Raw genomic sequence first — 25,544 nt, 5'->3', positions numbered from 1 at the left:
TATGTTAGTTTTGATAAGCTATGACATAAGTACTGTCGATGTAGGAGGGCAAAGACGTTTAAGAAGGGTTTCTAAAGTATGTTTGGACTATGGACAAAGGGTTCAATTTTCGGTTTTTGAATGTGAAGTCGATCCTAGTCAGTGGGTTTTTTTAAAGGATAAATTATTGAGTATTGCAGACTTAAAAAGAGACAGTATAAGGTTTTATATGCTTGGTTCAAATTGGAAAAGGAAAATAGAGCATTATGGCTGTAAGGAACCTATTGATTTACATGGAACGTTGATAATATAGCAATAGTGGGTTATATATTTTTTTGATAAATTTTAATAATGCGAATTATATGTGATCGAGGATTATTCATTAGTATCGCACATTGAAAAATGAATGAGAATTAAGAATGTGTTAATAATATTACGGCGAAAATAGATAGTTCGCAAAATTTATAAAAAATATATTGAATTCATAATTAGTTTTTGTCGTACTGTCGCGCCTTGTGTAGGCGCGTGAATTGAAATCACACACGTGGAGCGTGTATGAGCAGATATCGCAGTCGCGCCTTGTGTAGGCGCGTGAATTGAAATAATCAAGAATTGTATATTAATGCAGCTGCTTCTGGTCGCGCCTTGTGTAGGCGCGTGAATTGAAATTTAAAGGTGAATTGACTCAGAAGGACTTAAAATAGTCGCGCCTTGTGTAGGCGCGTGAATTGAAATCCTGTTTTTTTCGCCACCATGAAGCATTTCCCACGTCGCGCCTTGTGTAGGCGCGTGAATTGAAATTTGCCCACTTAATTAGTATGACTTTTTCCCTGGTCGCGCCTTGTGTAGGCGCGTGAATTGAAATTTTTTCTAATTTCATTAGCAACCTTTGCACGAAGGGTCGCGCCTTGTGTAGGCGCGTGAATTGAAATACGGCGACGATTACACTATTACGTTTGGGTATGCGTCGCGCCTTGTGTAGGCGCGTGAATTGAAATTGTGCTTGCGGCGGGCAGTACAGTTTTAGACAGCGTCGCGCCTTGTGTAGGCGCGTGAATTGAAATCGGGACGACCTGCCTGTCCTGCGGACAGGATAACGTCGCGCCTTGTGTAGGCGCGTGAATTGAAATTATAATAGCGAGGAGCAACCTGCATACTACGCCCGTCGCGCCTTGTGTAGGCGCGTGAATTGAAATAGGACAACTATCATCGCACGCACCAAGCACAAAATGTCGCGCCTTGTGTAGGCGCGTGAATTGAAATAGGTGGCTTAACAACTGTTAACGTTAAGCCACTTGTCGCGCCTTGTGTAGGCGCGTGAATTGAAATGGGAGTGGTTAAAGCCGTTGCTTTGTAGTACCAAGTCGCGCCTTGTGTAGGCGCGTGAATTGAAATCTAAGTTTTATTTTACTGTATGCGGATTGTGTTGGTCGCGCCTTGTGTAGGCGCGTGAATTGAAATAGTAGCAATACATTCGTAGGTATCGCAATTGCTCCTGTCGCGCCTTGTGTAGGCGCGTGAATTGAAATACGGTATCTGCTCCGACGGCAACTCTACTTTTCAACAAGTCGCGCCTTGTGTAGGCGCGTGAATTGAAATAAGGAAAAACCTGCGCGAATGTACCTGCCATCAACGTCGCGCCTTGTGTAGGCGCGTGAATTGAAATTTGAGTATCTAAGTCAGCTAAATGTTTTGCAATGGTCGCGCCTTGTGTAGGCGCGTGAATTGAAATTATTGCAACGGCATGGGCAATGCTTACGTATACTGTCGCGCCTTGTGTAGGCGCGTGAATTGAAATCTTCGGCGCAGGCCTTCTAAAAGTGTGCCACTCAGTCGCGCCTTGTGTAGGCGCGTGAATTGAAATTTGTTGATGAGGAGGGCATGGTATTAAAGGCGCCGTCGCGCCTTGTGTAGGCGCGTGAATTGAAATTTTTTTCTTAAATCCGACGTTAATTGTTAGCGGATTGTCGCGCCTTGTGTAGGCGCGTGAATTGAAATCATTTCAATGAAATTGGTTTCTTCGGTCACGAAAGTCGCGCCTTGTGTAGGCGCGTGAATTGAAATAAAAAAATAAATGCGATATTGATTGCCCAAATTAGTCGCGCCTTGTGTAGGCGCGTGAATTGAAATCATTGTTGTTTTACGAGAGAGACCTATACTGTAAGTCGCGCCTTGTGTAGGCGCGTGAATTGAAATCCTAAGTTTTATTTTGTTGCTATTTACAAACATTTGTCGCGCCTTGTGTAGGCGCGTGAATTGAAATTGCCTGCCTACGCTGTGCGAGTAGGCAGGAACTGGTCGCGCCTTGTGTAGGCGCGTGAATTGAAATTTTTTCAAAACATGCGACACCTGCAAAGTGTACGGTCGCGCCTTGTGTAGGCGCGTGAATTGAAATTGAAATTGCTTAAGCGAGATAGATGTTGACAAATAGTCGCGCCTTGTGTAGGCGCGTGAATTGAAATGAAAGCGGTGGTATGGTTTACGTGCCTGACGATAGTCGCGCCTTGTGTAGGCGCGTGAATTGAAATACAAAAAGGATAATTTGATGGACGCAATTTTGCAGGTCGCGCCTTGTGTAGGCGCGTGAATTGAAATCCCTGCAATGCCTGTTAATCCGTTTGCTAACGCATGTCGCGCCTTGTGTAGGCGCGTGAATTGAAATTTCGAGTTCGTGGCTAATAACCCCATGCAATCAAGTCGCGCCTTGTGTAGGCGCGTGAATTGAAATGAGCGGGTTTATTCTCGAGGATACAGACGGAGTAAGTCGCGCCTTGTGTAGGCGCGTGAATTGAAATTAGAGAGTTGGTTGCTATTGATGGCGGTTTGTGGTCGCGCCTTGTGTAGGCGCGTGAATTGAAATATAATAATGACCGGTAGCAAAGCTGTCAGGGTCAGTCGCGCCTTGTGTAGGCGCGTGAATTGAAATTTACAAGGGATACATTTACGACATCTGACCTTCAGTCGCGCCTTGTGTAGGCGCGTGAATTGAAATACTTCAAACGCTATGTTAACATAATTATAAACAGGTCGCGCCTTGTGTAGGCGCGTGAATTGAAATTGCAAAGCCGCAGACACGTAAGACAAATACAAATGGTCGCGCCTTGTGTAGGCGCGTGAATTGAAATAGGCGCAAAATAGTCGCCCATCATCATCTGCATAAGTCGCGCCTTGTGTAGGCGCGTGAATTGAAATCTTTGGCAACGGCTTTGGCGGCTTTATGTTGTATGTCGCGCCTTGTGTAGGCGCGTGAATTGAAATTGTCCTTCAATAGGCTTCTTTGCACAACCTGCGGGTCGCGCCTTGTGTAGGCGCGTGAATTGAAATCCGTTAGGCGTAGGCTGAGCGGGTATCTGCCAATGTCGCGCCTTGTGTAGGCGCGTGAATTGAAATGGGGGGGTTCCGTCTCGTCGCCCCCCCAGTGACTGTCGCGCCTTGTGTAGGCGCGTGAATTGAAATAGGAGTGGTTAAAGCCGTTGCTTTGTAGTACCAGTCGCGCCTTGTGTAGGCGCGTGAATTGAAATGTTAGACAAAGATATAAAAAATAGATTTAAAGACCGTCGCGCCTTGTGTAGGCGCGTGAATTGAAATTTTTGCTTTGCCCTTCAATTTTTTCTTTGTACGCGTCGCGCCTTGTGTAGGCGCGTGAATTGAAATGTGTAGTCGTCCTTCATCGGTCAAGCGAATTGACGTCGCGCCTTGTGTAGGCGCGTGAATTGAAATTTTTTGCGATAGGTTCATCACTGAATAATATCATAGTCGCGCCTTGTGTAGGCGCGTGAATTGAAATGTACGCACGTGCGCGCACGCATGTGCGTGTTACAAGTCGCGCCTTGTGTAGGCGCGTGAATTGAAATAGCCCTGCAGTATGTACGCGTCGCGCCTTGTGTAGGGTCGCGCCTTGTGTAGGCGCGTGAATTGAAATGCAAGAAAAGCTACCACACAGGCCAATTTGACACAGTCGCGCCTTGTGTAGGCGCGTGAATTGAAATAAGTTAAGCAAGCCGAATTCCAGAATTTAAATATTGTCGCGCCTTGTGTAGGCGCGTGAATTGAAATAATACGAACAACTTAACGCACTTCGTGAAAACGATGTCGCGCCTTGTGTAGGCGCGTGAATTGAAATAAATCCGCACAAACAGCTACCACAATTGCCGATGTCGCGCCTTGTGTAGGCGCGTGAATTGAAATCAACCGCTCAAAGGCTCATTAATTAACACCTCTTCGTCGCGCCTTGTGTAGGCGCGTGAATTGAAATGTACCTCCCACATAACATAAAAGCCTACGGCCAAGTCGCGCCTTGTGTAGGCGCGTGAATTGAAATCTCCCACAATAGTGTTAAAACCCACCAGGATGCAGTCGCGCCTTGTGTAGGCGCGTGAATTGAAATTTTTTCTGTTCCTAGCGTTATTACTTTTTTTTCGTCGCGCCTTGTGTAGGCGCGTGAATTGAAATTCTGATGCACACTATAAGGCAAAAACAGTATGTAGTCGCGCCTTGTGTAGGCGCGTGAATTGAAATTTCCTTTTACCGCCTGCTCCGCAGGACTGTCAACGTCGCGCCTTGTGTAGGCGCGTGAATTGAAATTGCGGCAAATGCCGTCGATAATAAACATCTCTGAGTCGCGCCTTGTGTAGGCGCGTGAATTGAAATTCGTTTTTTGGCAGTTCCTGCGGGCGTTCTTTTAGTCGCGCCTTGTGTAGGCGCGTGAATTGAAATTCATTTCCGCACACCACCCTAACCACTGAACGAGTCGCGCCTTGTGTAGGCGCGTGAATTGAAATCTTTTATTTCAAAACAGTTATATGAGCGAAAAGCGTCGCGCCTTGTGTAGGCGCGTGAATTGAAATAGCTATTAAAGGAAACACGCAACATCTACATTTCGTCGCGCCTTGTGTAGGCGCGTGAATTGAAATGCACGCAAATAGGCATTGTTTGCAATGCAACTCTGGTCGCGCCTTGTGTAGGCGCGTGAATTGAAATTGTTGTATTCAGAGAGTTCTTTATTGGCAATTGCGTCGCGCCTTGTGTAGGCGCGTGAATTGAAATGCAATGGCAGCAGTTAAGAATATCATACCCGTAGGTCGCGCCTTGTGTAGGCGCGTGAATTGAAATAATGTTTGTTCTAAGCTCGCCTGCTCCATTTCTGTCGCGCCTTGTGTAGGCGCGTGAATTGAAATCTTTTATGTTAGTAAGTCCTAATTTCTTAGCCTGTGTCGCGCCTTGTGTAGGCGCGTGAATTGAAATCCTCATATTTAACAGATGATTTTGACCTCACTAATCGTCGCGCCTTGTGTAGGCGCGTGAATTGAAATATCTTCGTTCAGTTCAAAGCCGTCCAATTCACGAGGTCGCGCCTTGTGTAGGCGCGTGAATTGAAATGTATTCAATTGACCATAACCCTTACCATTCGCAAGTCGCGCCTTGTGTAGGCGCGTGAATTGAAATAGCTCGGTTATAAGCGGTTGCGTGGTGCTGATTAGTCGCGCCTTGTGTAGGCGCGTGAATTGAAATCCATATTAACCTATTAGGGACGAAGAAGAAGTGTGTCGCGCCTTGTGTAGGCGCGTGAATTGAAATTTTAGTATCATCCTATATTATCTATAAAACTTTTGTCGCGCCTTGTGTAGGCGCGTGAATTGAAATTATTCCCTATATTGGAAAGCGGACAGGACACATGGTCGCGCCTTGTGTAGGCGCGTGAATTGAAATTTTGATTAAAATCAGCTGTCTAACTTAACAGCAGTTGTCGCGCCTTGTGTAGGCGCGTGAATTGAAATAAAAATAGTAAAGGATATGAGGGCAAACCACCAAAAGTCGCGCCTTGTGTAGGCGCGTGAATTGAAATGTAAGAAGAGAATACGCCAAAAGAATGGAAGCCATAGTCGCGCCTTGTGTAGGCGCGTGAATTGAAATTCCTCAGGATATCAGGAAGTACATTATCAGCCCGGTCGCGCCTTGTGTAGGCGCGTGAATTGAAATTTTACGCCTGCTTCTACTTTCTTTGCGATATCTTGTCGCGCCTTGTGTAGGCGCGTGAATTGAAATTAATTGCCTATATCCTTCAGCGTCATCACCTTCGTGTCGCGCCTTGTGTAGGCGCGTGAATTGAAATCTGATGTGTTATGACAGTAAAATAATTAAAGGCAAGTCGCGCCTTGTGTAGGCGCGTGAATTGAAATCGTAATGAGGTAGTTACAAGCGGGAGCGAGGACGAGTCGCGCCTTGTGTAGGCGCGTGAATTGAAATATACCCGTAGCAACAATTATCAACGATTTTTATCAGGTCGCGCCTTGTGTAGGCGCGTGAATTGAAATAATTAGCCATTATCTGATTGTTGGATAATGACTAGTCGCGCCTTGTGTAGGCGCGTGAATTGAAATTTGGCGATAAAGGTTTCGGACAGTTGAATACAACACGTCGCGCCTTGTGTAGGCGCGTGAATTGAAATAATATTGTGCGTATAAATGGCATTGTAATGGCAGTCGCGCCTTGTGTAGGCGCGTGAATTGAAATGACGCTAAAGATACGATTGGCGGATTTACCTACGTCGCGCCTTGTGTAGGCGCGTGAATTGAAATAAATCATGCTATCTAAGATAGCTAAACAAAACACGTCGCGCCTTGTGTAGGCGCGTGAATTGAAATCTATCAGTTTCGGGCAGTGGTTTAGCCTTCTTATGTCGCGCCTTGTGTAGGCGCGTGAATTGAAATTATTTATTTCATCATTCAGTTAGCGGAGTAGTCCGTCGCGCCTTGTGTAGGCGCGTGAATTGAAATAGACGTATTCCATTTTGGAGCTAGACAGGCTAAGGTCGCGCCTTGTGTAGGCGCGTGAATTGAAATTGCTCATGTATAATTCCTTCCTGCTTATCCACTAGTCGCGCCTTGTGTAGGCGCGTGAATTGAAATGCATTGTTTTGTTGCAATACTTCTTTAATTACAACGTCGCGCCTTGTGTAGGCGCGTGAATTGAAATTGCCAAACGATGAAGAGGAAGCAACGCCCGACATGTCGCGCCTTGTGTAGGCGCGTGAATTGAAATTTCTTCGAACACCCCGCCAATAAACACATTATTGTCGCGCCTTGTGTAGGCGCGTGAATTGAAATTCTTCGAGACTTTTAACATAGTCGTACACTGCCTGTCGCGCCTTGTGTAGGCGCGTGAATTGAAATTCCAGATGAGCAAGATAACAACGCTCCTGTTGTTGTCGCGCCTTGTGTAGGCGCGTGAATTGAAATGTATCAGTGTGAACAGGCATATACGAAAGAGCAAGTCGCGCCTTGTGTAGGCGCGTGAATTGAAATACTGAAGTGCTACCGCAGAAACTGCATTATGTTAGTCGCGCCTTGTGTAGGCGCGTGAATTGAAATCTTTACCGCCTGATTATAGATACAGCGACCACAGGTCGCGCCTTGTGTAGGCGCGTGAATTGAAATCCTATATCAGGATAAATACCCTTAATCTTCTTACGTCGCGCCTTGTGTAGGCGCGTGAATTGAAATCAGATTTAATAGAAGGATACGAAGAGCAGCCGTAGTCGCGCCTTGTGTAGGCGCGTGAATTGAAATTGAGATACCTGAAGGAACTGAAGTGCCGTTTTAAAGTCGCGCCTTGTGTAGGCGCGTGAATTGAAATGCGATTGCATACCTGAGGGCAACTATAGTTTGAGGTCGCGCCTTGTGTAGGCGCGTGAATTGAAATAGCATGCGTATAAGCGGGCAGTTTGAGGCAAGGGGTCGCGCCTTGTGTAGGCGCGTGAATTGAAATGTTTATGCGGCTCAGAAGTATAACCATCTTACTATGTCGCGCCTTGTGTAGGCGCGTGAATTGAAATTTTAAAATACTCCTCAAACATCTCAAGCGTAAGTGTCGCGCCTTGTGTAGGCGCGTGAATTGAAATCGATATCCAAAATTAACGTCGCCAATAGAGCAGGGTCGCGCCTTGTGTAGGCGCGTGAATTGAAATGGAAGCAAGAACCCTGCAAAAACAGCAGGCAGTGTCGCGCCTTGTGTAGGCGCGTGAATTGAAATTTGATACTATTCGTACACTTATACAAAACACTGGTCGCGCCTTGTGTAGGCGCGTGAATTGAAATGACAAAGCCGCAAAGTTGCAGGAAGATAACAACGGTCGCGCCTTGTGTAGGCGCGTGAATTGAAATTTCCTACGTCAGCCATCGCACACGCTTTTGCCAGGTCGCGCCTTGTGTAGGCGCGTGAATTGAAATGACAAAGCCGCAAAGTTGCAGGAAGATAACAACGAGTCGCGCCTTGTGTAGGCGCGTGAATTGAAATGTACACGCGCACACCGTTAAAAACCCGTTGTGTAGTCGCGCCTTGTGTAGGCGCGTGAATTGAAATAAACCAGTGTGAGCGAGTTGCAAGACGAGATTGCGTCGCGCCTTGTGTAGGCGCGTGAATTGAAATCTGTTGTTGAAGAAGCAAAAACGGAGACTGCAGGGTCGCGCCTTGTGTAGGCGCGTGAATTGAAATGTTCCTGCAGTGTGCTTACGCCTGAGGGCTTAACTGTCGCGCCTTGTGTAGGCGCGTGAATTGAAATGATATTACGAAGTGGACGAAGACACTTTGTTTTGTCGCGCCTTGTGTAGGCGCGTGAATTGAAATTTGCATGTTAATATTTAAATCTTCTAGCTCGCTTGGTCGCGCCTTGTGTAGGCGCGTGAATTGAAATAATTTGTCCATCTTACACCCCGCAACACGCTAACGTCGCGCCTTGTGTAGGCGCGTGAATTGAAATATTATTTTTTCGTGCCTAACCGACTGGTGTGGAAAGGTCGCGCCTTGTGTAGGCGCGTGAATTGAAATCCGGCGATACGTTTAAGGTTAATACTGAGCTGTTTGTCGCGCCTTGTGTAGGCGCGTGAATTGAAATTTGCCTTCTTTTACATTCCAAACATTTACCGGATAGTCGCGCCTTGTGTAGGCGCGTGAATTGAAATAATTGAGGAGTTTACCAACAGATGAAAAGAATAAGTCGCGCCTTGTGTAGGCGCGTGAATTGAAATCCTATATGTATTGTGGTGAGTATGGTAGTTTAGGTCGTCGCGCCTTGTGTAGGCGCGTGAATTGAAATGAGAGTAGGATAAACAGGTGCATGATAAAGATAATGTCGCGCCTTGTGTAGGCGCGTGAATTGAAATTAAAAAACAGATTGATAAAGCACTTGCACAAAATGTCGCGCCTTGTGTAGGCGCGTGAATTGAAATTAACGAAGTAAAAGCAACACAAAATAAAAAATTTGTCGCGCCTTGTGTAGGCGCGTGAATTGAAATGGACAACCCCAACCAATGGAGTCAAACGCAACAAAGTCGCGCCTTGTGTAGGCGCGTGAATTGAAATACAGAAAGAGTTGAAAGGCGAATTGTTTAATCAAAGTCGCGCCTTGTGTAGGCGCGTGAATTGAAATCCATGTGCCAATAAAGTAATGTACTTTTAAAATCGTCGCGCCTTGTGTAGGCGCGTGAATTGAAATCTGTGGTGTTTGTTCCGCCTCTGGTATATTCGCGTCGCGCCTTGTGTAGGCGCGTGAATTGAAATTCATCATCTACTCCCACTATGAGCTGGTGGCTATGTCGCGCCTTGTGTAGGCGCGTGAATTGAAATGTAGTAGGATTAGCGGCAACAAAATCATAATTCAAGTCGCGCCTTGTGTAGGCGCGTGAATTGAAATTTCATCCGAGTAGAGCTTCTTCATGTAGTACTCAGGTCGCGCCTTGTGTAGGCGCGTGAATTGAAATTTTGATAATTATCGTCAATAACAGCAAAAGGTGAGTCGCGCCTTGTGTAGGCGCGTGAATTGAAATACCACAGAGCCGAGCGTTGGTATAGCAGCTGCAAGTCGCGCCTTGTGTAGGCGCGTGAATTGAAATGTTATTTTACTGACGGTACGGGCGAATCTGTTCCTGTCGCGCCTTGTGTAGGCGCGTGAATTGAAATTGTATGTTGGACGCCACGGCATCCTTTGCTTCTCGTCGCGCCTTGTGTAGGCGCGTGAATTGAAATTTTAAAAATGTAATGAATCTTAATTATTCTTTTGTCGCGCCTTGTGTAGGCGCGTGAATTGAAATAATATGCAGTAATGTGATTGACAGTGCAAAGAAAGTCGCGCCTTGTGTAGGCGCGTGAATTGAAATTCCTCGACATACAAAGCAAGCGACAGATGATCCAGGTCGCGCCTTGTGTAGGCGCGTGAATTGAAATTGAGAGGTTTGCCGTAACTTACAGGATAGTGATTGTCGCGCCTTGTGTAGGCGCGTGAATTGAAATTGTGTATTATTAAATTCATTTTGTCTCCTTTATGGTCGCGCCTTGTGTAGGCGCGTGAATTGAAATTCCGATGACGCGCTGAGGTGCCACAGCGGTACAAGTCGCGCCTTGTGTAGGCGCGTGAATTGAAATGGACAAGGAACATGGCGGGTATATTTGTGACACGGTCGCGCCTTGTGTAGGCGCGTGAATTGAAATAAGCCCAAGACCTGCGGGACTTGGGCTGACAGTGTCGCGCCTTGTGTAGGCGCGTGAATTGAAATGGGAGTGTACAATGTTTAAATCTTTTTTTGCAGTCGCGCCTTGTGTAGGCGCGTGAATTGAAATATCAATAACATTAGCACCAATCGCAGGACGCCGAGTCGCGCCTTGTGTAGGCGCGTGAATTGAAATGCACCGCTTCGCTTGCCAACTTGTCTACTCCACAGGTCGCGCCTTGTGTAGGCGCGTGAATTGAAATCGTATGGCGGTAGGATACATTACTTTGATTTAAGCGTCGCGCCTTGTGTAGGCGCGTGAATTGAAATAGGACGGAGCGATTGTAATTGAGCCTTTGGTAAGGTCGCGCCTTGTGTAGGCGCGTGAATTGAAATTTCTTCGAACACCCCGCCAATAAACACATTATTGTCGCGCCTTGTGTAGGCGCGTGAATTGAAATCATTTCTGCCTGCAAGTTCACTTCAGAATGATTGTGTCGCGCCTTGTGTAGGCGCGTGAATTGAAATGTTTATGCGGCTCAGAAGTATAACCATCTTACTAGTCGCGCCTTGTGTAGGCGCGTGAATTGAAATTTTTTTATAAACGTGAGCCACTGGTAATCGCCGAGGTCGCGCCTTGTGTAGGCGCGTGAATTGAAATCTGTGGTGTTTGTTCCGCCTCTGGTATATTCGCGTCGCGCCTTGTGTAGGCGCGTGAATTGAAATATGTTAATCCAATACCCTGTTATGTCCGCGGGAGGTCGCGCCTTGTGTAGGCGCGTGAATTGAAATTGGCACCGGTATCGGCTTCAGTGAATGCGGGAGCGTCGCGCCTTGTGTAGGCGCGTGAATTGAAATTTATAGCACCTTTTGAACGCACAGACAGCAGAGGGGTCGCGCCTTGTGTAGGCGCGTGAATTGAAATAAGGCAGGCTGCAATAGAGAGACAGCAGAAAGAAGTCGCGCCTTGTGTAGGCGCGTGAATTGAAATCCCGTGCCTACGCCTACACCTACACCTAATCGAACGTCGCGCCTTGTGTAGGCGCGTGAATTGAAATAGAAGGTTGTTAATGAAGTTTTATCTCAGGCGGGTCGCGCCTTGTGTAGGCGCGTGAATTGAAATGAGGTATCTGTTAGATGTTGAAACAGAAATGAATGGTCGCGCCTTGTGTAGGCGCGTGAATTGAAATAATTATTATAGGTAAACTTTTGCCCGGCACTGTACGTCGCGCCTTGTGTAGGCGCGTGAATTGAAATCGCTTCTGTTGCTTGCTTAGAGATAATTTTCATTGTCGCGCCTTGTGTAGGCGCGTGAATTGAAATGTCTGAATTTGCTTATTTTGTTACGCTTACTTATGTCGCGCCTTGTGTAGGCGCGTGAATTGAAATACCAATAAGATAATTATGAACCTCACGAGCCTGCTGTCGCGCCTTGTGTAGGCGCGTGAATTGAAATTTGATTGTTTGCGGAACGAGCTTGCAAATAGCTAGTCGCGCCTTGTGTAGGCGCGTGAATTGAAATCAAAAACCTTCTTCATCTTCTTGCGTAGGCGACCGTCGCGCCTTGTGTAGGCGCGTGAATTGAAATAATCTTCTTATCCAGATACATATCAGCGGCTTTAAGTCGCGCCTTGTGTAGGCGCGTGAATTGAAATCCATATGCCAATAATCGAGGTCATCTCTGAACGCGTCGCGCCTTGTGTAGGCGCGTGAATTGAAATTTTACCTCGTACTGCTATCCTACCAAGTTTACGAGGTCGCGCCTTGTGTAGGCGCGTGAATTGAAATGCACGAGAGAAAGATGAGTTTAAAGTTCGGTTACGTCGCGCCTTGTGTAGGCGCGTGAATTGAAATATGAGCGTTGTGCCTCGCACATGCTATCAACAGGGTCGCGCCTTGTGTAGGCGCGTGAATTGAAATGTTAGTCCTTCGCCCACACCTTATCCTACTACGAGTCGCGCCTTGTGTAGGCGCGTGAATTGAAATGTTGCTGTAACCATTTATACCGCATTTGCGCACTAGTCGCGCCTTGTGTAGGCGCGTGAATTGAAATGCCTGAACTTGAGAGTGCCAAAAATGGACGATTTGTCGCGCCTTGTGTAGGCGCGTGAATTGAAATTGTTTTGACTTGTAGCAACGCATACATCACCCAAGTCGCGCCTTGTGTAGGCGCGTGAATTGAAATTGTACAACTGTGTTTTTTTATCATTGTTTTGGCTGTCGCGCCTTGTGTAGGCGCGTGAATTGAAATAACGTCCGCCTAATGGTGTTCAGGGCACGCAGTAGTCGCGCCTTGTGTAGGCGCGTGAATTGAAATTTGAATACGTTCATTGGGATTACCTGTGTATAAAGTCGCGCCTTGTGTAGGCGCGTGAATTGAAATCCTATTTTGAACAGCTTCTTCACTTAGGTTTGCGGTCGCGCCTTGTGTAGGCGCGTGAATTGAAATTTTATCCAAATGCAAAACATCATCACCAAACAAAAGTCGCGCCTTGTGTAGGCGCGTGAATTGAAATTTGAAGATGGTTTTGAGTTGACTGACGCTAAGGAGTCGCGCCTTGTGTAGGCGCGTGAATTGAAATTAACCTGCAAGCTTATGATAATTGCCGTAAGTAGGTCGCGCCTTGTGTAGGCGCGTGAATTGAAATCATTTAAAAACAACTCCCTATTTTGAACAGCTTCGTCGCGCCTTGTGTAGGCGCGTGAATTGAAATATTTGTCAAACTAACGGCTTTTTTTATTTTTTTTTGTCGCGCCTTGTGTAGGCGCGTGAATTGAAATGGGGAAGCGCAACATGGTATATCCTACGTTAACCGTCGCGCCTTGTGTAGGCGCGTGAATTGAAATTTGATAAGATTTTAGGCAGAGGCATGCACGCAATTGTCGCGCCTTGTGTAGGCGCGTGAATTGAAATCTTTATTAAATTTAACAACAACAACAAACCAATTGTCGCGCCTTGTGTAGGCGCGTGAATTGAAATCTTAGATAAATCTGCATAACTTTGAGCTACATCATGTCGCGCCTTGTGTAGGCGCGTGAATTGAAATTTTTACCAGCCCACAGCCCGACGATAATAGCAGGTCGCGCCTTGTGTAGGCGCGTGAATTGAAATTGTTCGGCACCTCTGCAATTTCCACGAGGTATCGGTCGCGCCTTGTGTAGGCGCGTGAATTGAAATCTAGTTTTACGTACATGCTCAGTCTGTACCTACCACGTCGCGCCTTGTGTAGGCGCGTGAATTGAAATGGCTCTTATACAAGCCGATACGCTTTGCGGGCTTGTCGCGCCTTGTGTAGGCGCGTGAATTGAAATTAATTTGTCATATTCGGTGCCTACAGTAAACGTTGTCGCGCCTTGTGTAGGCGCGTGAATTGAAATTTCTTTGGTATCGCTTAATAATCCTGTGGTGGCGTCGCGCCTTGTGTAGGCGCGTGAATTGAAATTTTTTTTGCTTGCTGCAATTCGTCTAAGTCAACCGTCGCGCCTTGTGTAGGCGCGTGAATTGAAATTTGTATTAGCACAGTTGCGATACTAAGAGACCAAGTCGCGCCTTGTGTAGGCGCGTGAATTGAAATGCTTACACCGAAGAGGGGAGCGAACTAAATTGTGTCGCGCCTTGTGTAGGCGCGTGAATTGAAATGGGGTGTGGATTGGTAAAAGATTTGGCAAAGATGGTCGCGCCTTGTGTAGGCGCGTGAATTGAAATGTATTAATCGTAGTAATAATTGGAGTTTGAGAATGGTCGCGCCTTGTGTAGGCGCGTGAATTGAAATTTTACAATTATCAATAAAATTCAATGCTTCAGTCGTCGCGCCTTGTGTAGGCGCGTGAATTGAAATCTGCAAAACAGCACTATCCTGAATAAAATTTGCACGTCGCGCCTTGTGTAGGCGCGTGAATTGAAATCTTACACAAATCTTCAAGCCCTGCGTTGGGACGAGTCGCGCCTTGTGTAGGCGCGTGAATTGAAATTTTTCTACTTTCATAATTTACAATTACGCCTTTTGTCGCGCCTTGTGTAGGCGCGTGAATTGAAATGTACTTTTATACAAGCGTATAAAAGTACTTGACAAGTCGCGCCTTGTGTAGGCGCGTGAATTGAAATGTTATACACCTCTTCGGTTTTCATTTTTAAAATAGTCGCGCCTTGTGTAGGCGCGTGAATTGAAATCTGTAACGGGCGGAGCAAGCACAGTCCTTGTGCCGGTCGCGCCTTGTGTAGGCGCGTGAATTGAAATACAGACGCTTTTGAGGATATCGGCGTAAGGCACCAGTCGCGCCTTGTGTAGGCGCGTGAATTGAAATAGTTTATTGTAAATTATATGGGTGAGCAGGAATTGTCGCGCCTTGTGTAGGCGCGTGAATTGAAATATTTATATCCGTACCCTCGCCAAAGCACTTTTGCCCGTCGCGCCTTGTGTAGGCGCGTGAATTGAAATAAGATTATACATGCCTTCGGAATTGCCGTTTATCGTCGCGCCTTGTGTAGGCGCGTGAATTGAAATCTCTATTTGCCCCCGTGAAGGGGGCAAAAGGGAGCGTCGCGCCTTGTGTAGGCGCGTGAATTGAAATAGGCTTTCCTTGTCTGTTCCCAGCGAATTATAATAGTCGCGCCTTGTGTAGGCGCGTGAATTGAAATTCTGTAACAATTATCTAACTCATCTTTCTCAACCGTCGCGCCTTGTGTAGGCGCGTGAATTGAAATTTGCGTTTTTTTGTCGGCATACAATCTACTTAAATGTCGCGCCTTGTGTAGGCGCGTGAATTGAAATTGGCAAAACATCTTTTGCCTTTTGATAGCCTTTAGTCGCGCCTTGTGTAGGCGCGTGAATTGAAATAAACAACCTCAAACTTGCCACATCAGCGGGCAACGTCGCGCCTTGTGTAGGCGCGTGAATTGAAATTTTTTTTTCTGGCAGCATTTATCCCCCTTTTTATGTCGCGCCTTGTGTAGGCGCGTGAATTGAAATGGTCAGCCGACGTACTAAAAACTTTTTTTTACTTGTCGCGCCTTGTGTAGGCGCGTGAATTGAAATAAAATATTGGTCGTCATAAGCCAAGCCTATGACAGGTCGCGCCTTGTGTAGGCGCGTGAATTGAAATCAAATCTGCCATATGTTTGGCAATGATTTTTGCGTGTCGCGCCTTGTGTAGGCGCGTGAATTGAAATGGCGTGATGTGCATAACGTAGGGGGTGAATAATGTCGCGCCTTGTGTAGGCGCGTGAATTGAAATGTTTTCGTTTCTAAACATTTTAGTTTAAGCCATCGTCGCGCCTTGTGTAGGCGCGTGAATTGAAATAATGTGGTAAGCGCTTGACATGGTATAAAATAAATGTCGCGCCTTGTGTAGGCGCGTGAATTGAAATGTATCTATACATGCCCATTTCTTCTAAGAATGAAAGTCGCGCCTTGTGTAGGCGCGTGAATTGAAATTTTGGTGCGTGTTTATGCACACATTGGATATCATGTCGCGCCTTGTGTAGGCGCGTGAATTGAAATCTGATATGTACGACCTTAAAACTTTAATCGCGAGGGTCGCGCCTTGTGTAGGCGCGTGAATTGAAATTTAAATAAAGTAAAAGAGATTGAGGAAAATTTGGAGGTCGCGCCTTGTGTAGGCGCGTGAATTGAAATTAATCATATCTAAGTCGTTCATAGTTCCCGTGTTAGTCGCGCCTTGTGTAGGCGCGTGAATTGAAATCCAAAATTGTGGCGGATTACAAAAAAGTGTTCGAGTCGCGCCTTGTGTAGGCGCGTGAATTGAAATTTTTCCTTTTTCCAACATCACGCTGCTGTTAAACCGTCGCGCCTTGTGTAGGCGCGTGAATTGAAATGTGATGAAGCAGAAGAATATGCTGTTGATATGAAGTCGCGCCTTGTGTAGGCGCGTGAATTGAAATCATTAATTACGTACAGGTTGCTTCGCCTGATGGCGTCGCGCCTTGTGTAGGCGCGTGAATTGAAATGACATAACAGACGCAGGATTATTATATTTTTCAAAGTCGCGCCTTGTGTAGGCGCGTGAATTGAAATCCCATTTTCAAAGGTATTTTACTGAACATGGCTGGTCGCGCCTTGTGTAGGCGCGTGAATTGAAATGACACCGGAGGAGCAGGTATGAGTTTCGCTGATTGTCGCGCCTTGTGTAGGCGCGTGAATTGAAATCTACGATGTTGGTAAAAGAACGCTGTAAACAAAGGTCGCGCCTTGTGTAGGCGCGTGAATTGAAATGCTCTATGGTAAAAGGACTTGGTGTTGGTATTGGTCGCGCCTTGTGTAGGCGCGTGAATTGAAATAGTGGATAAACCAAACGTTTAACAGCGGGCAGTCGTCGCGCCTTGTGTAGGCGCGTGAATTGAAATACATCGCTTGGGGATACAGTATTTGGCGTATTTGGTCGCGCCTTGTGTAGGCGCGTGAATTGAAATTATTTGGCATGTTTAACGTCCTTCACTACTTCTTGTCGCGCCTTGTGTAGGCGCGTGAATTGAAATGCCTGCAGAGCCGTTGTTTCCTATTGCGTGATACGTCGCGCCTTGTGTAGGCGCGTGAATTGAAATCGGCGGATTTGGCGACGACGGGATATTCCGCAGGGTCGCGCCTTGTGTAGGCGCGTGAATTGAAATATTAACAAAGTTGTCCATTTCAGCGTCCATTCTGGTCGCGCCTTGTGTAGGCGCGTGAATTGAAATTAATTTAAAGTAAGGGTTAACAGAATTCTTGTAAGTCGCGCCTTGTGTAGGCGCGTGAATTGAAATAATAGGCAATTTTATGACGAGGATTGCGGATTATGTCGCGCCTTGTGTAGGCGCGTGAATTGAAATACCCAAGAGATATACCTGTGACCGAAGAAGCACAGTCGCGCCTTGTGTAGGCGCGTGAATTGAAATTTGGAATCTGCTTCTCTGCAGCCCGCTCATGTCGTCGCGCCTTGTGTAGGCGCGTGAATTGAAATTTTGCATTTTGTATCTCTGCTGGCTTATATCTAAGTCGCGCCTTGTGTAGGCGCGTGAATTGAAATGTTTGTTTATGGTGCAGGACGGCAGATTGCAAGTGTCGCGCCTTGTGTAGGCGCGTGAATTGAAATACTTGGGTCATAGTCCCGAGAGATTACCGCAAAAGTCGCGCCTTGTGTAGGCGCGTGAATTGAAATTTCTTTTATAAAATGCATTGGTTATAGAGAAATTGTCGCGCCTTGTGTAGGCGCGTGAATTGAAATAAAGTTGAACGAGTACTATTCTGCGGTTGTTGCGTCGCGCCTTGTGTAGGCGCGTGAATTGAAATAAATGTGCAGCGCTATCTGCGTCCTGCGACGGCAGTCGCGCCTTGTGTAGGCGCGTGAATTGAAATAAAAGTTTTTGTTTCTATTTTGTGGATTGTTCCTGTCGCGCCTTGTGTAGGCGCGTGAATTGAAATTTTTTCACTCACAAATCGGGCTATATCCCGGCATAGTCGCGCCTTGTGTAGGCGCGTGAATTGAAATAGCGCAAAAACAAAGAATTGAAATACTAGAAAATGTCGCGCCTTGTGTAGGCGCGTGAATTGAAATCCTGACGGCACGTTAGATGTTTTGCTCAGCGAAGTCGCGCCTTGTGTAGGCGCGTGAATTGAAATCCGCTAACGGCACAAGGACTGTGCTTGCTCCGCGTCGCGCCTTGTGTAGGCGCGTGAATTGAAATAGTTTATTGTTACCAACAACCCGTTAGTTAACGGGTCGCGCCTTGTGTAGGCGCGTGAATTGAAATTGAAGCTGTTCCCGAGAGCGACGAAGAGTGGTTGTCGCGCCTTGTGTAGGCGCGTGAATTGAAATCAAAACGACCACAGCTTTGCGGCAGATATACAGTGTCGCGCCTTGTGTAGGCGCGTGAATTGAAATCTTTAATAACATTGTTTCGGCGTAGGTTAATGCTGTCGCGCCTTGTGTAGGCGCGTGAATTGAAATTTACCGATATCCTGTGCGTATTTCTGCTCGTTTTGTCGCGCCTTGTGTAGGCGCGTGAATTGAAATTGTGTACGTTAAACGCCAAGAAATCCTCGTTGAGGTCGCGCCTTGTGTAGGCGCGTGAATTGAAATTGGCTGCTGCTAAAGCGTCAAAACCAATATTAGGTCGCGCCTTGTGTAGGCGCGTGAATTGAAATTTAAGGATAACAAAGAGAAATGGAACGAGGACGAGTCGCGCCTTGTGTAGGCGCGTGAATTGAAATTTTTTTTGTTGCACGTTTAAGGCTGATATTAAAGGGTCGCGCCTTGTGTAGGCGCGTGAATTGAAATCTCTGCCACAGTTCTTCCTCGTCTGCGTTGGGATAGTCGCGCCTTGTGTAGGCGCGTGAATTGAAATGCTGAGTTGCGTAGGTTTAGGATTGTGACCTTTAGTCGCGCCTTGTGTAGGCGCGTGAATTGAAATGTTAGGGTTCTTAAAGTTGTCCATCTGCTGGTACGTCGCGCCTTGTGTAGGCGCGTGAATTGAAATAGCATTTGTCAGTTTACTTTCGGAAATCTTCCCATGTCGCGCCTTGTGTAGGCGCGTGAATTGAAATTGCGCGTCGGACTGCACCTGCGCCATTCTTGCCTGGTCGCGCCTTGTGTAGGCGCGTGAATTGAAATCTGCCAATATCCTGCAGGCTCGTTTTTCTTTTTATCGTCGCGCCTTGTGTAGGCGCGTGAATTGAAATCTCGCTTGTGTTTAATAGTTTTTTGCCCTCAAAGTCGCGCCTTGTGTAGGCGCGTGAATTGAAATGGCTTTAAGCCTGCCTGCTGCTATTACTAAGCCATGTCGCGCCTTGTGTAGGCGCGTGAATTGAAATGCAAATCCTTAACACTTTACTTTAACATATTGCAGTCGCGCCTTGTGTAGGCGCGTGAATTGAAATGCATATCCTGTCGTCTGCCACATTATCATCTATCCAGTCGCGCCTTGTGTAGGCGCGTGAATTGAAATTGCCCACCGCAATGGGCAGAGTAGGAGTTAAATGTCGCGCCTTGTGTAGGCGCGTGAATTGAAATCAAATATCAAAAGAATACAAGTTCCTTCTCTCGCGTCGCGCCTTGTGTAGGCGCGTGAATTGAAATTATTTGCCCCCGTGAAGGGGGCAAAAGGGAGCTGGTCGCGCCTTGTGTAGGCGCGTGAATTGAAATTGCAACTATATCATCAAATACCTCAGATAAATCGTGTCGCGCCTTGTGTAGGCGCGTGAATTGAAATTTCCTTGAGAGCGTTTATCAATTCTGCCCTAGTTGTCGCGCCTTGTGTAGGCGCGTGAATTGAAATTTACAAGCGGTTTTTGCTGGGCATAGAACCGACAAGTCGCGCCTTGTGTAGGCGCGTGAATTGAAATATGAAAAAGGTTTTTCCGACTTTTCACGGACACAGTCGCGCCTTGTGTAGGCGCGTGAATTGAAATTTGTTGTTCTTCCTTCTGTTCCTATTCCTGTGAAAGTCGCGCCTTGTGTAGGCGCGTGAATTGAAATCGACCTTGTTAGGCGAAAGAAGACCTTTTAAGGCGTCGCGCCTTGTGTAGGCGCGTGAATTGAAATGGGAATGAGAATAAAAGGCACTAAAGACATAAGCGTCGCGCCTTGTGTAGGCGCGTGAATTGAAATGCCTATGCAGATAACGCTAGCTCGAAGAACATCGTGTCGCGCCTTGTGTAGGCGCGTGAATTGAAATTTGCCAGCGCTTTGCTTTCTATCTTTGTCCCCCTGTCGCGCCTTGTGTAGGCGCGTGAATTGAAATGCTGCCTGCCTACGCTATGCGAGTAGGCAGGAACGTCGCGCCTTGTGTAGGCGCGTGAATTGAAATCCATGCCCATGCATTTACATTCTCTTCCAGCATTGTCGCGCCTTGTGTAGGCGCGTGAATTGAAATGTACGTGCGTGCGCGCGCGTGCCTGCGTGTTACAGTCGCGCCTTGTGTAGGCGCGTGAATTGAAATTTGCGACTACTTATAATATAGGCTCTTGTGATGAGTCGCGCCTTGTGTAGGCGCGTGAATTGAAATTAAAGCGAACATGTTGGGCATATCAGGACTATACGGTCGCGCCTTGTGTAGGCGCGTGAATTGAAATCTTTTTTTTTATTTACTAAAACCATTATACCACAAAGTCGCGCCTTGTGTAGGCGCGTGAATTGAAATCAGAGATAACACCATATCGGGATTTAGCAGATTGGTCGCGCCTTGTGTAGGCGCGTGAATTGAAATACGTACGCACGTGCGCGCACGCATGTGCGTGTTGTCGCGCCTTGTGTAGGCGCGTGAATTGAAATGCTTTGTGCTGTTTCGCAGTACTGTAACACCTTAGGTCGCGCCTTGTGTAGGCGCGTGAATTGAAATGCCAAAAAAATCTAAGGCATTATTATCGTTGTTGTCGCGCCTTGTGTAGGCGCGTGAATTGAAATTCGGAAGATGAGAGGATAATAGTCGCAAGCCTTAGTCGCGCCTTGTGTAGGCGCGTGAATTGAAATCTTGCCATCACCTTTTAAAAAACTAAAACTGTTAGTCGCGCCTTGTGTAGGCGCGTGAATTGAAATGCTTATAGGCAACGCTGTGCCTAGTAAAACTACAGGTCGCGCCTTGTGTAGGCGCGTGAATTGAAATTCGTGAAGCCTTGTTACTTATCAAAAAACAATCTGGTCGCGCCTTGTGTAGGCGCGTGAATTGAAATTAAAGCGAACATGTTGGGCATATCAGGACTATACGGTCGCGCCTTGTGTAGGCGCGTGAATTGAAATGAAGACGACCTGCGCCACACAATCAGCGACCAAAAGTCGCGCCTTGTGTAGGCGCGTGAATTGAAATGAAGACGACCTGCGCCACACAATCAGCGACCAAAACGTCGCGCCTTGTGTAGGCGCGTGAATTGAAATTTGTGGGTTACCTACGATGCAACGCTTGCTGACAGTCGCGCCTTGTGTAGGCGCGTGAATTGAAATTGATTTCTGCTAAATCATAGGCTATTGATTGCAGGTCGCGCCTTGTGTAGGCGCGTGAATTGAAATAGAATCAGGATTTGTCTCAATCTCAACCTCAGCAAGTCGCGCCTTGTGTAGGCGCGTGAATTGAAATAGAAACAGGCATTTGCGATATCGGGTCGCAAGAAGTCGCGCCTTGTGTAGGCGCGTGAATTGAAATTCCCCTTTTTTTATTTGCGAAATTAATGCGTTGCGTCGCGCCTTGTGTAGGCGCGTGAATTGAAATTGGGTCTCGTGTACAAACACTGACTTTTTGCAAGAGTCGCGCCTTGTGTAGGCGCGTGAATTGAAATTCTGATGCACTCTATAAGGCAAAAGCAATATGTGGTCGCGCCTTGTGTAGGCGCGTGAATTGAAATTTCAATTGGCTCATACATTATCACGTTACCCAAACGTCGCGCCTTGTGTAGGCGCGTGAATTGAAATTTAGTCGCACCGTCAAACCGCGACCGCACGATAAGTCGCGCCTTGTGTAGGCGCGTGAATTGAAATGTCAATTTTATTTACGGCCTCCTCAAAAGCAAAGGTCGCGCCTTGTGTAGGCGCGTGAATTGAAATGAAGACGACCTGCGCCACACAATCAGCGACCAAAAGTCGCGCCTTGTGTAGGCGCGTGAATTGAAATCCGCAAAACAAAGGTACACATTTCACACAAACTGTCGCGCCTTGTGTAGGCGCGTGAATTGAAATAAGGCTTATCCAAATTATACGTACTTAACATAATAGTCGCGCCTTGTGTAGGCGCGTGAATTGAAATTCTGATGCACTCTATAAGGCAAAAGCAATATGTGGTCGCGCCTTGTGTAGGCGCGTGAATTGAAATAAGGCCTGCATGCCAATCTGAAAATACAGAGGGTGTCGCGCCTTGTGTAGGCGCGTGAATTGAAATTAAAAAATGCGAGGACATGGTTTTTAACATAGTGGTCGCGCCTTGTGTAGGCGCGTGAATTGAAATGCGAGCTTGGTGAATACAAATGCGTTTTGCGGTTAGTCGCGCCTTGTGTAGGCGCGTGAATTGAAATCAATCTTCTCTGCACAAACACGTCTCGCACATGCTGGTCGCGCCTTGTGTAGGCGCGTGAATTGAAATATAGGCTATTGATTGCAGGACATCCAGCAGTTTAGTCGCGCCTTGTGTAGGCGCGTGAATTGAAATCATGTTGGATTTACACAACGGGTTTTTAACGGTGGTCGCGCCTTGTGTAGGCGCGTGAATTGAAATATTGCCTTTGGCAAATTCTTTGGTATTAGCATTAGTCGCGCCTTGTGTAGGCGCGTGAATTGAAATTCTTCCTTTTGCGTGCCTGCATACGCTCCCAATCGTCGCGCCTTGTGTAGGCGCGTGAATTGAAATACGTACGCACGTGCGCGCACGTATGTGCGTGTTAGTCGCGCCTTGTGTAGGCGCGTGAATTGAAATTTCCTGAGACTGGTTACGACCTTCTGTGTGCAAATGTCGCGCCTTGTGTAGGCGCGTGAATTGAAATAGATTATAGTCGTAGCTTGGCAGGCATGGTAGAGTCGCGCCTTGTGTAGGCGCGTGAATTGAAATTGTAACTATTGGCGGTAAAAAGAAGAAGTATAAACGTCGCGCCTTGTGTAGGCGCGTGAATTGAAATCTAATCTACCGCAATTATATATTACTTTGCCATTGTCGCGCCTTGTGTAGGCGCGTGAATTGAAATAACTTGCGCCGATAATGCATAGGGTTAATATCCGTCGCGCCTTGTGTAGGCGCGTGAATTGAAATAGTAACCTTGTTGACAGCCGAAGGCACACTGTAGTCGCGCCTTGTGTAGGCGCGTGAATTGAAATTTCTTCTAATGAGTCCATTTGACATACCGCGTTTGTCGCGCCTTGTGTAGGCGCGTGAATTGAAATTGCCCGAAGATTTGATAGAAGGATACGAAGACCAGGTCGCGCCTTGTGTAGGCGCGTGAATTGAAATCTTGCAGTCATCGGGGTTAAAATCTCTTATCTCTTGTCGCGCCTTGTGTAGGCGCGTGAATTGAAATGCGATATTTTTGTGCGCCTGCGCTAACAGGCGCACGTCGCGCCTTGTGTAGGCGCGTGAATTGAAATTTCAAAGGTTTGGGCAAAGACGGAAGAGCTGGCTAGTCGCGCCTTGTGTAGGCGCGTGAATTGAAATGGCTAAAGTTTTTAAGTGCTGAGCTTGGTCTTTAAGTCGCGCCTTGTGTAGGCGCGTGAATTGAAATCTGACGAATACTTTACAGAAGACGCAGACGAAGGGGTCGCGCCTTGTGTAGGCGCGTGAATTGAAATTAAAGTTTACGCCTGTGTTGCCTGAATCCTTTTGTCGCGCCTTGTGTAGGCGCGTGAATTGAAATCGGGAAAATACAAACAGCATTTCCCCCTGCTGAAGTCGCGCCTTGTGTAGGCGCGTGAATTGAAATTTTAATTTCCAGCCCCGTATTCCCGTCAACGGATAGTCGCGCCTTGTGTAGGCGCGTGAATTGAAATTGGCTACTGCTAGAGTGGCAAAACCAATATTAGGTCGCGCCTTGTGTAGGCGCGTGAATTGAAATTGGATTTTTCCTTAGATAGAGCTAATGCAGAAGAGTCGCGCCTTGTGTAGGCGCGTGAATTGAAATAAAGGAAGACTATGCAAACAGAGAAATACTCAGAGTCGCGCCTTGTGTAGGCGCGTGAATTGAAATTTTGGCTGCATGCTAAACGGCACTCCGTAACTTCGTCGCGCCTTGTGTAGGCGCGTGAATTGAAATTTGTGCAAAAACTGAGGTTTGCCTGACTGAGCCTGTCGCGCCTTGTGTAGGCGCGTGAATTGAAATCTAACGCTTCCCGAGCCGCTAACAAGCAGGGCAGGTCGCGCCTTGTGTAGGCGCGTGAATTGAAATTTCGTTTAAGGGAATAGAACGACCATTAGATAGGGTCGCGCCTTGTGTAGGCGCGTGAATTGAAATCTGACGAATACTTTACAGAAGACGCAGACGAAGGGTCGCGCCTTGTGTAGGCGCGTGAATTGAAATCACCCTGCACTTTACGTCCGTGAGATGGTAAGGGGTCGCGCCTTGTGTAGGCGCGTGAATTGAAATCTAAAATAATGCGGGAAGAATATGATAAGGAAGAGTCGCGCCTTGTGTAGGCGCGTGAATTGAAATCCGCTATTTATGAGTGGGCGTTATCCGTTGCGACAGTCGCGCCTTGTGTAGGCGCGTGAATTGAAATGTCGGAGTTATGCCCGAGCAAATGCACTGTCTCTGTCGCGCCTTGTGTAGGCGCGTGAATTGAAATGGGATTAGCAGCGGGCGGGCTGGCTTCGGTAATTGTCGCGCCTTGTGTAGGCGCGTGAATTGAAATGTGGGAAGCTGCGACCTATAAGCCTGACGGCTTAGTCGCGCCTTGTGTAGGCGCGTGAATTGAAATTGCAATCCGCAATGTTCTTTTTAACTCCTTATAAGTCGCGCCTTGTGTAGGCGCGTGAATTGAAATGTTTTTCGCTTTCTGTTTATACTGCACCATTCTTGTCGCGCCTTGTGTAGGCGCGTGAATTGAAATCTATGCACATGTATTTCCTCAACGAGGATTTCTTGGTCGCGCCTTGTGTAGGCGCGTGAATTGAAATTGGCAGTAAGAGATGGCGTAAAAGAGATAAAAGAGGTCGCGCCTTGTGTAGGCGCGTGAATTGAAATGGGTATCGGCGGAATATCGCTTATTGTGGCTAACGTCGCGCCTTGTGTAGGCGCGTGAATTGAAATGTTTTTCTTCTGGTTGTATCCCGTTAAATCGCCCGTCGCGCCTTGTGTAGGCGCGTGAATTGAAATGTTTGTTGCCGAAGCATTTGGACTAGATAAAGACGTCGCGCCTTGTGTAGGCGCGTGAATTGAAATCACCTTTTTGATTGAGCAGCTGCTTGCAACAAAGGGTCGCGCCTTGTGTAGGCGCGTGAATTGAAATTTTTCACGCTTCTCTGGGCGGGTACGTAGCGGGCAGTCGCGCCTTGTGTAGGCGCGTGAATTGAAATCTCTCAATCGTTGCCTGCTTTCTGTTTGGTAATTGTCGCGCCTTGTGTAGGCGCGTGAATTGAAATACGTTAGTGATATAAACGTCAAGACAAGGCGACAGTCGCGC

General features: G+C 47.0%; 1 protein-coding gene and 1 CRISPR repeat array (1 of these 2 only partly in view). The gene reads left to right on the top strand.

The features are described 5' to 3' along the window. The first annotated feature begins 1 nt into the window (after position 1). Positions 2 to 292 (top strand): CRISPR-associated endonuclease Cas2, encoded by a 291-nt coding sequence (gene cas2 / locus LE179_RS02545; protein WP_374128802.1) that lies wholly within the window; start codon positions 2 to 4, stop codon positions 290 to 292. 192 nt (positions 293 to 484) lie between these two features. After that, positions 485 to 25,544: a CRISPR direct-repeat array (repeat unit 32 nt; unit sequence GTCGCGCCTTGTGTAGGCGCGTGAATTGAAAT) (it continues 16,315 nt past the right edge of the window).

The sequence above is a fragment of the Candidatus Endomicrobiellum agilis genome (genome assembly GCF_020328115.1).
Taxonomy (GTDB): domain Bacteria; phylum Elusimicrobiota; class Endomicrobiia; order Endomicrobiales; family Endomicrobiaceae; genus Endomicrobiellum; species Endomicrobiellum agilis.
Note: the sequence above shows the minus strand (reverse complement) of the source record. Positions and strands in the feature narration are given on the sequence as shown.

Bases quoted from the DNA above. Each gene is read 5' to 3' on its own strand.
- cas2 (WP_374128802.1), top strand. From the start codon at position 2: ATGTTAGTTTTGATAAGCTATGACATAAGTACTGTCGATGTAGGAGGG.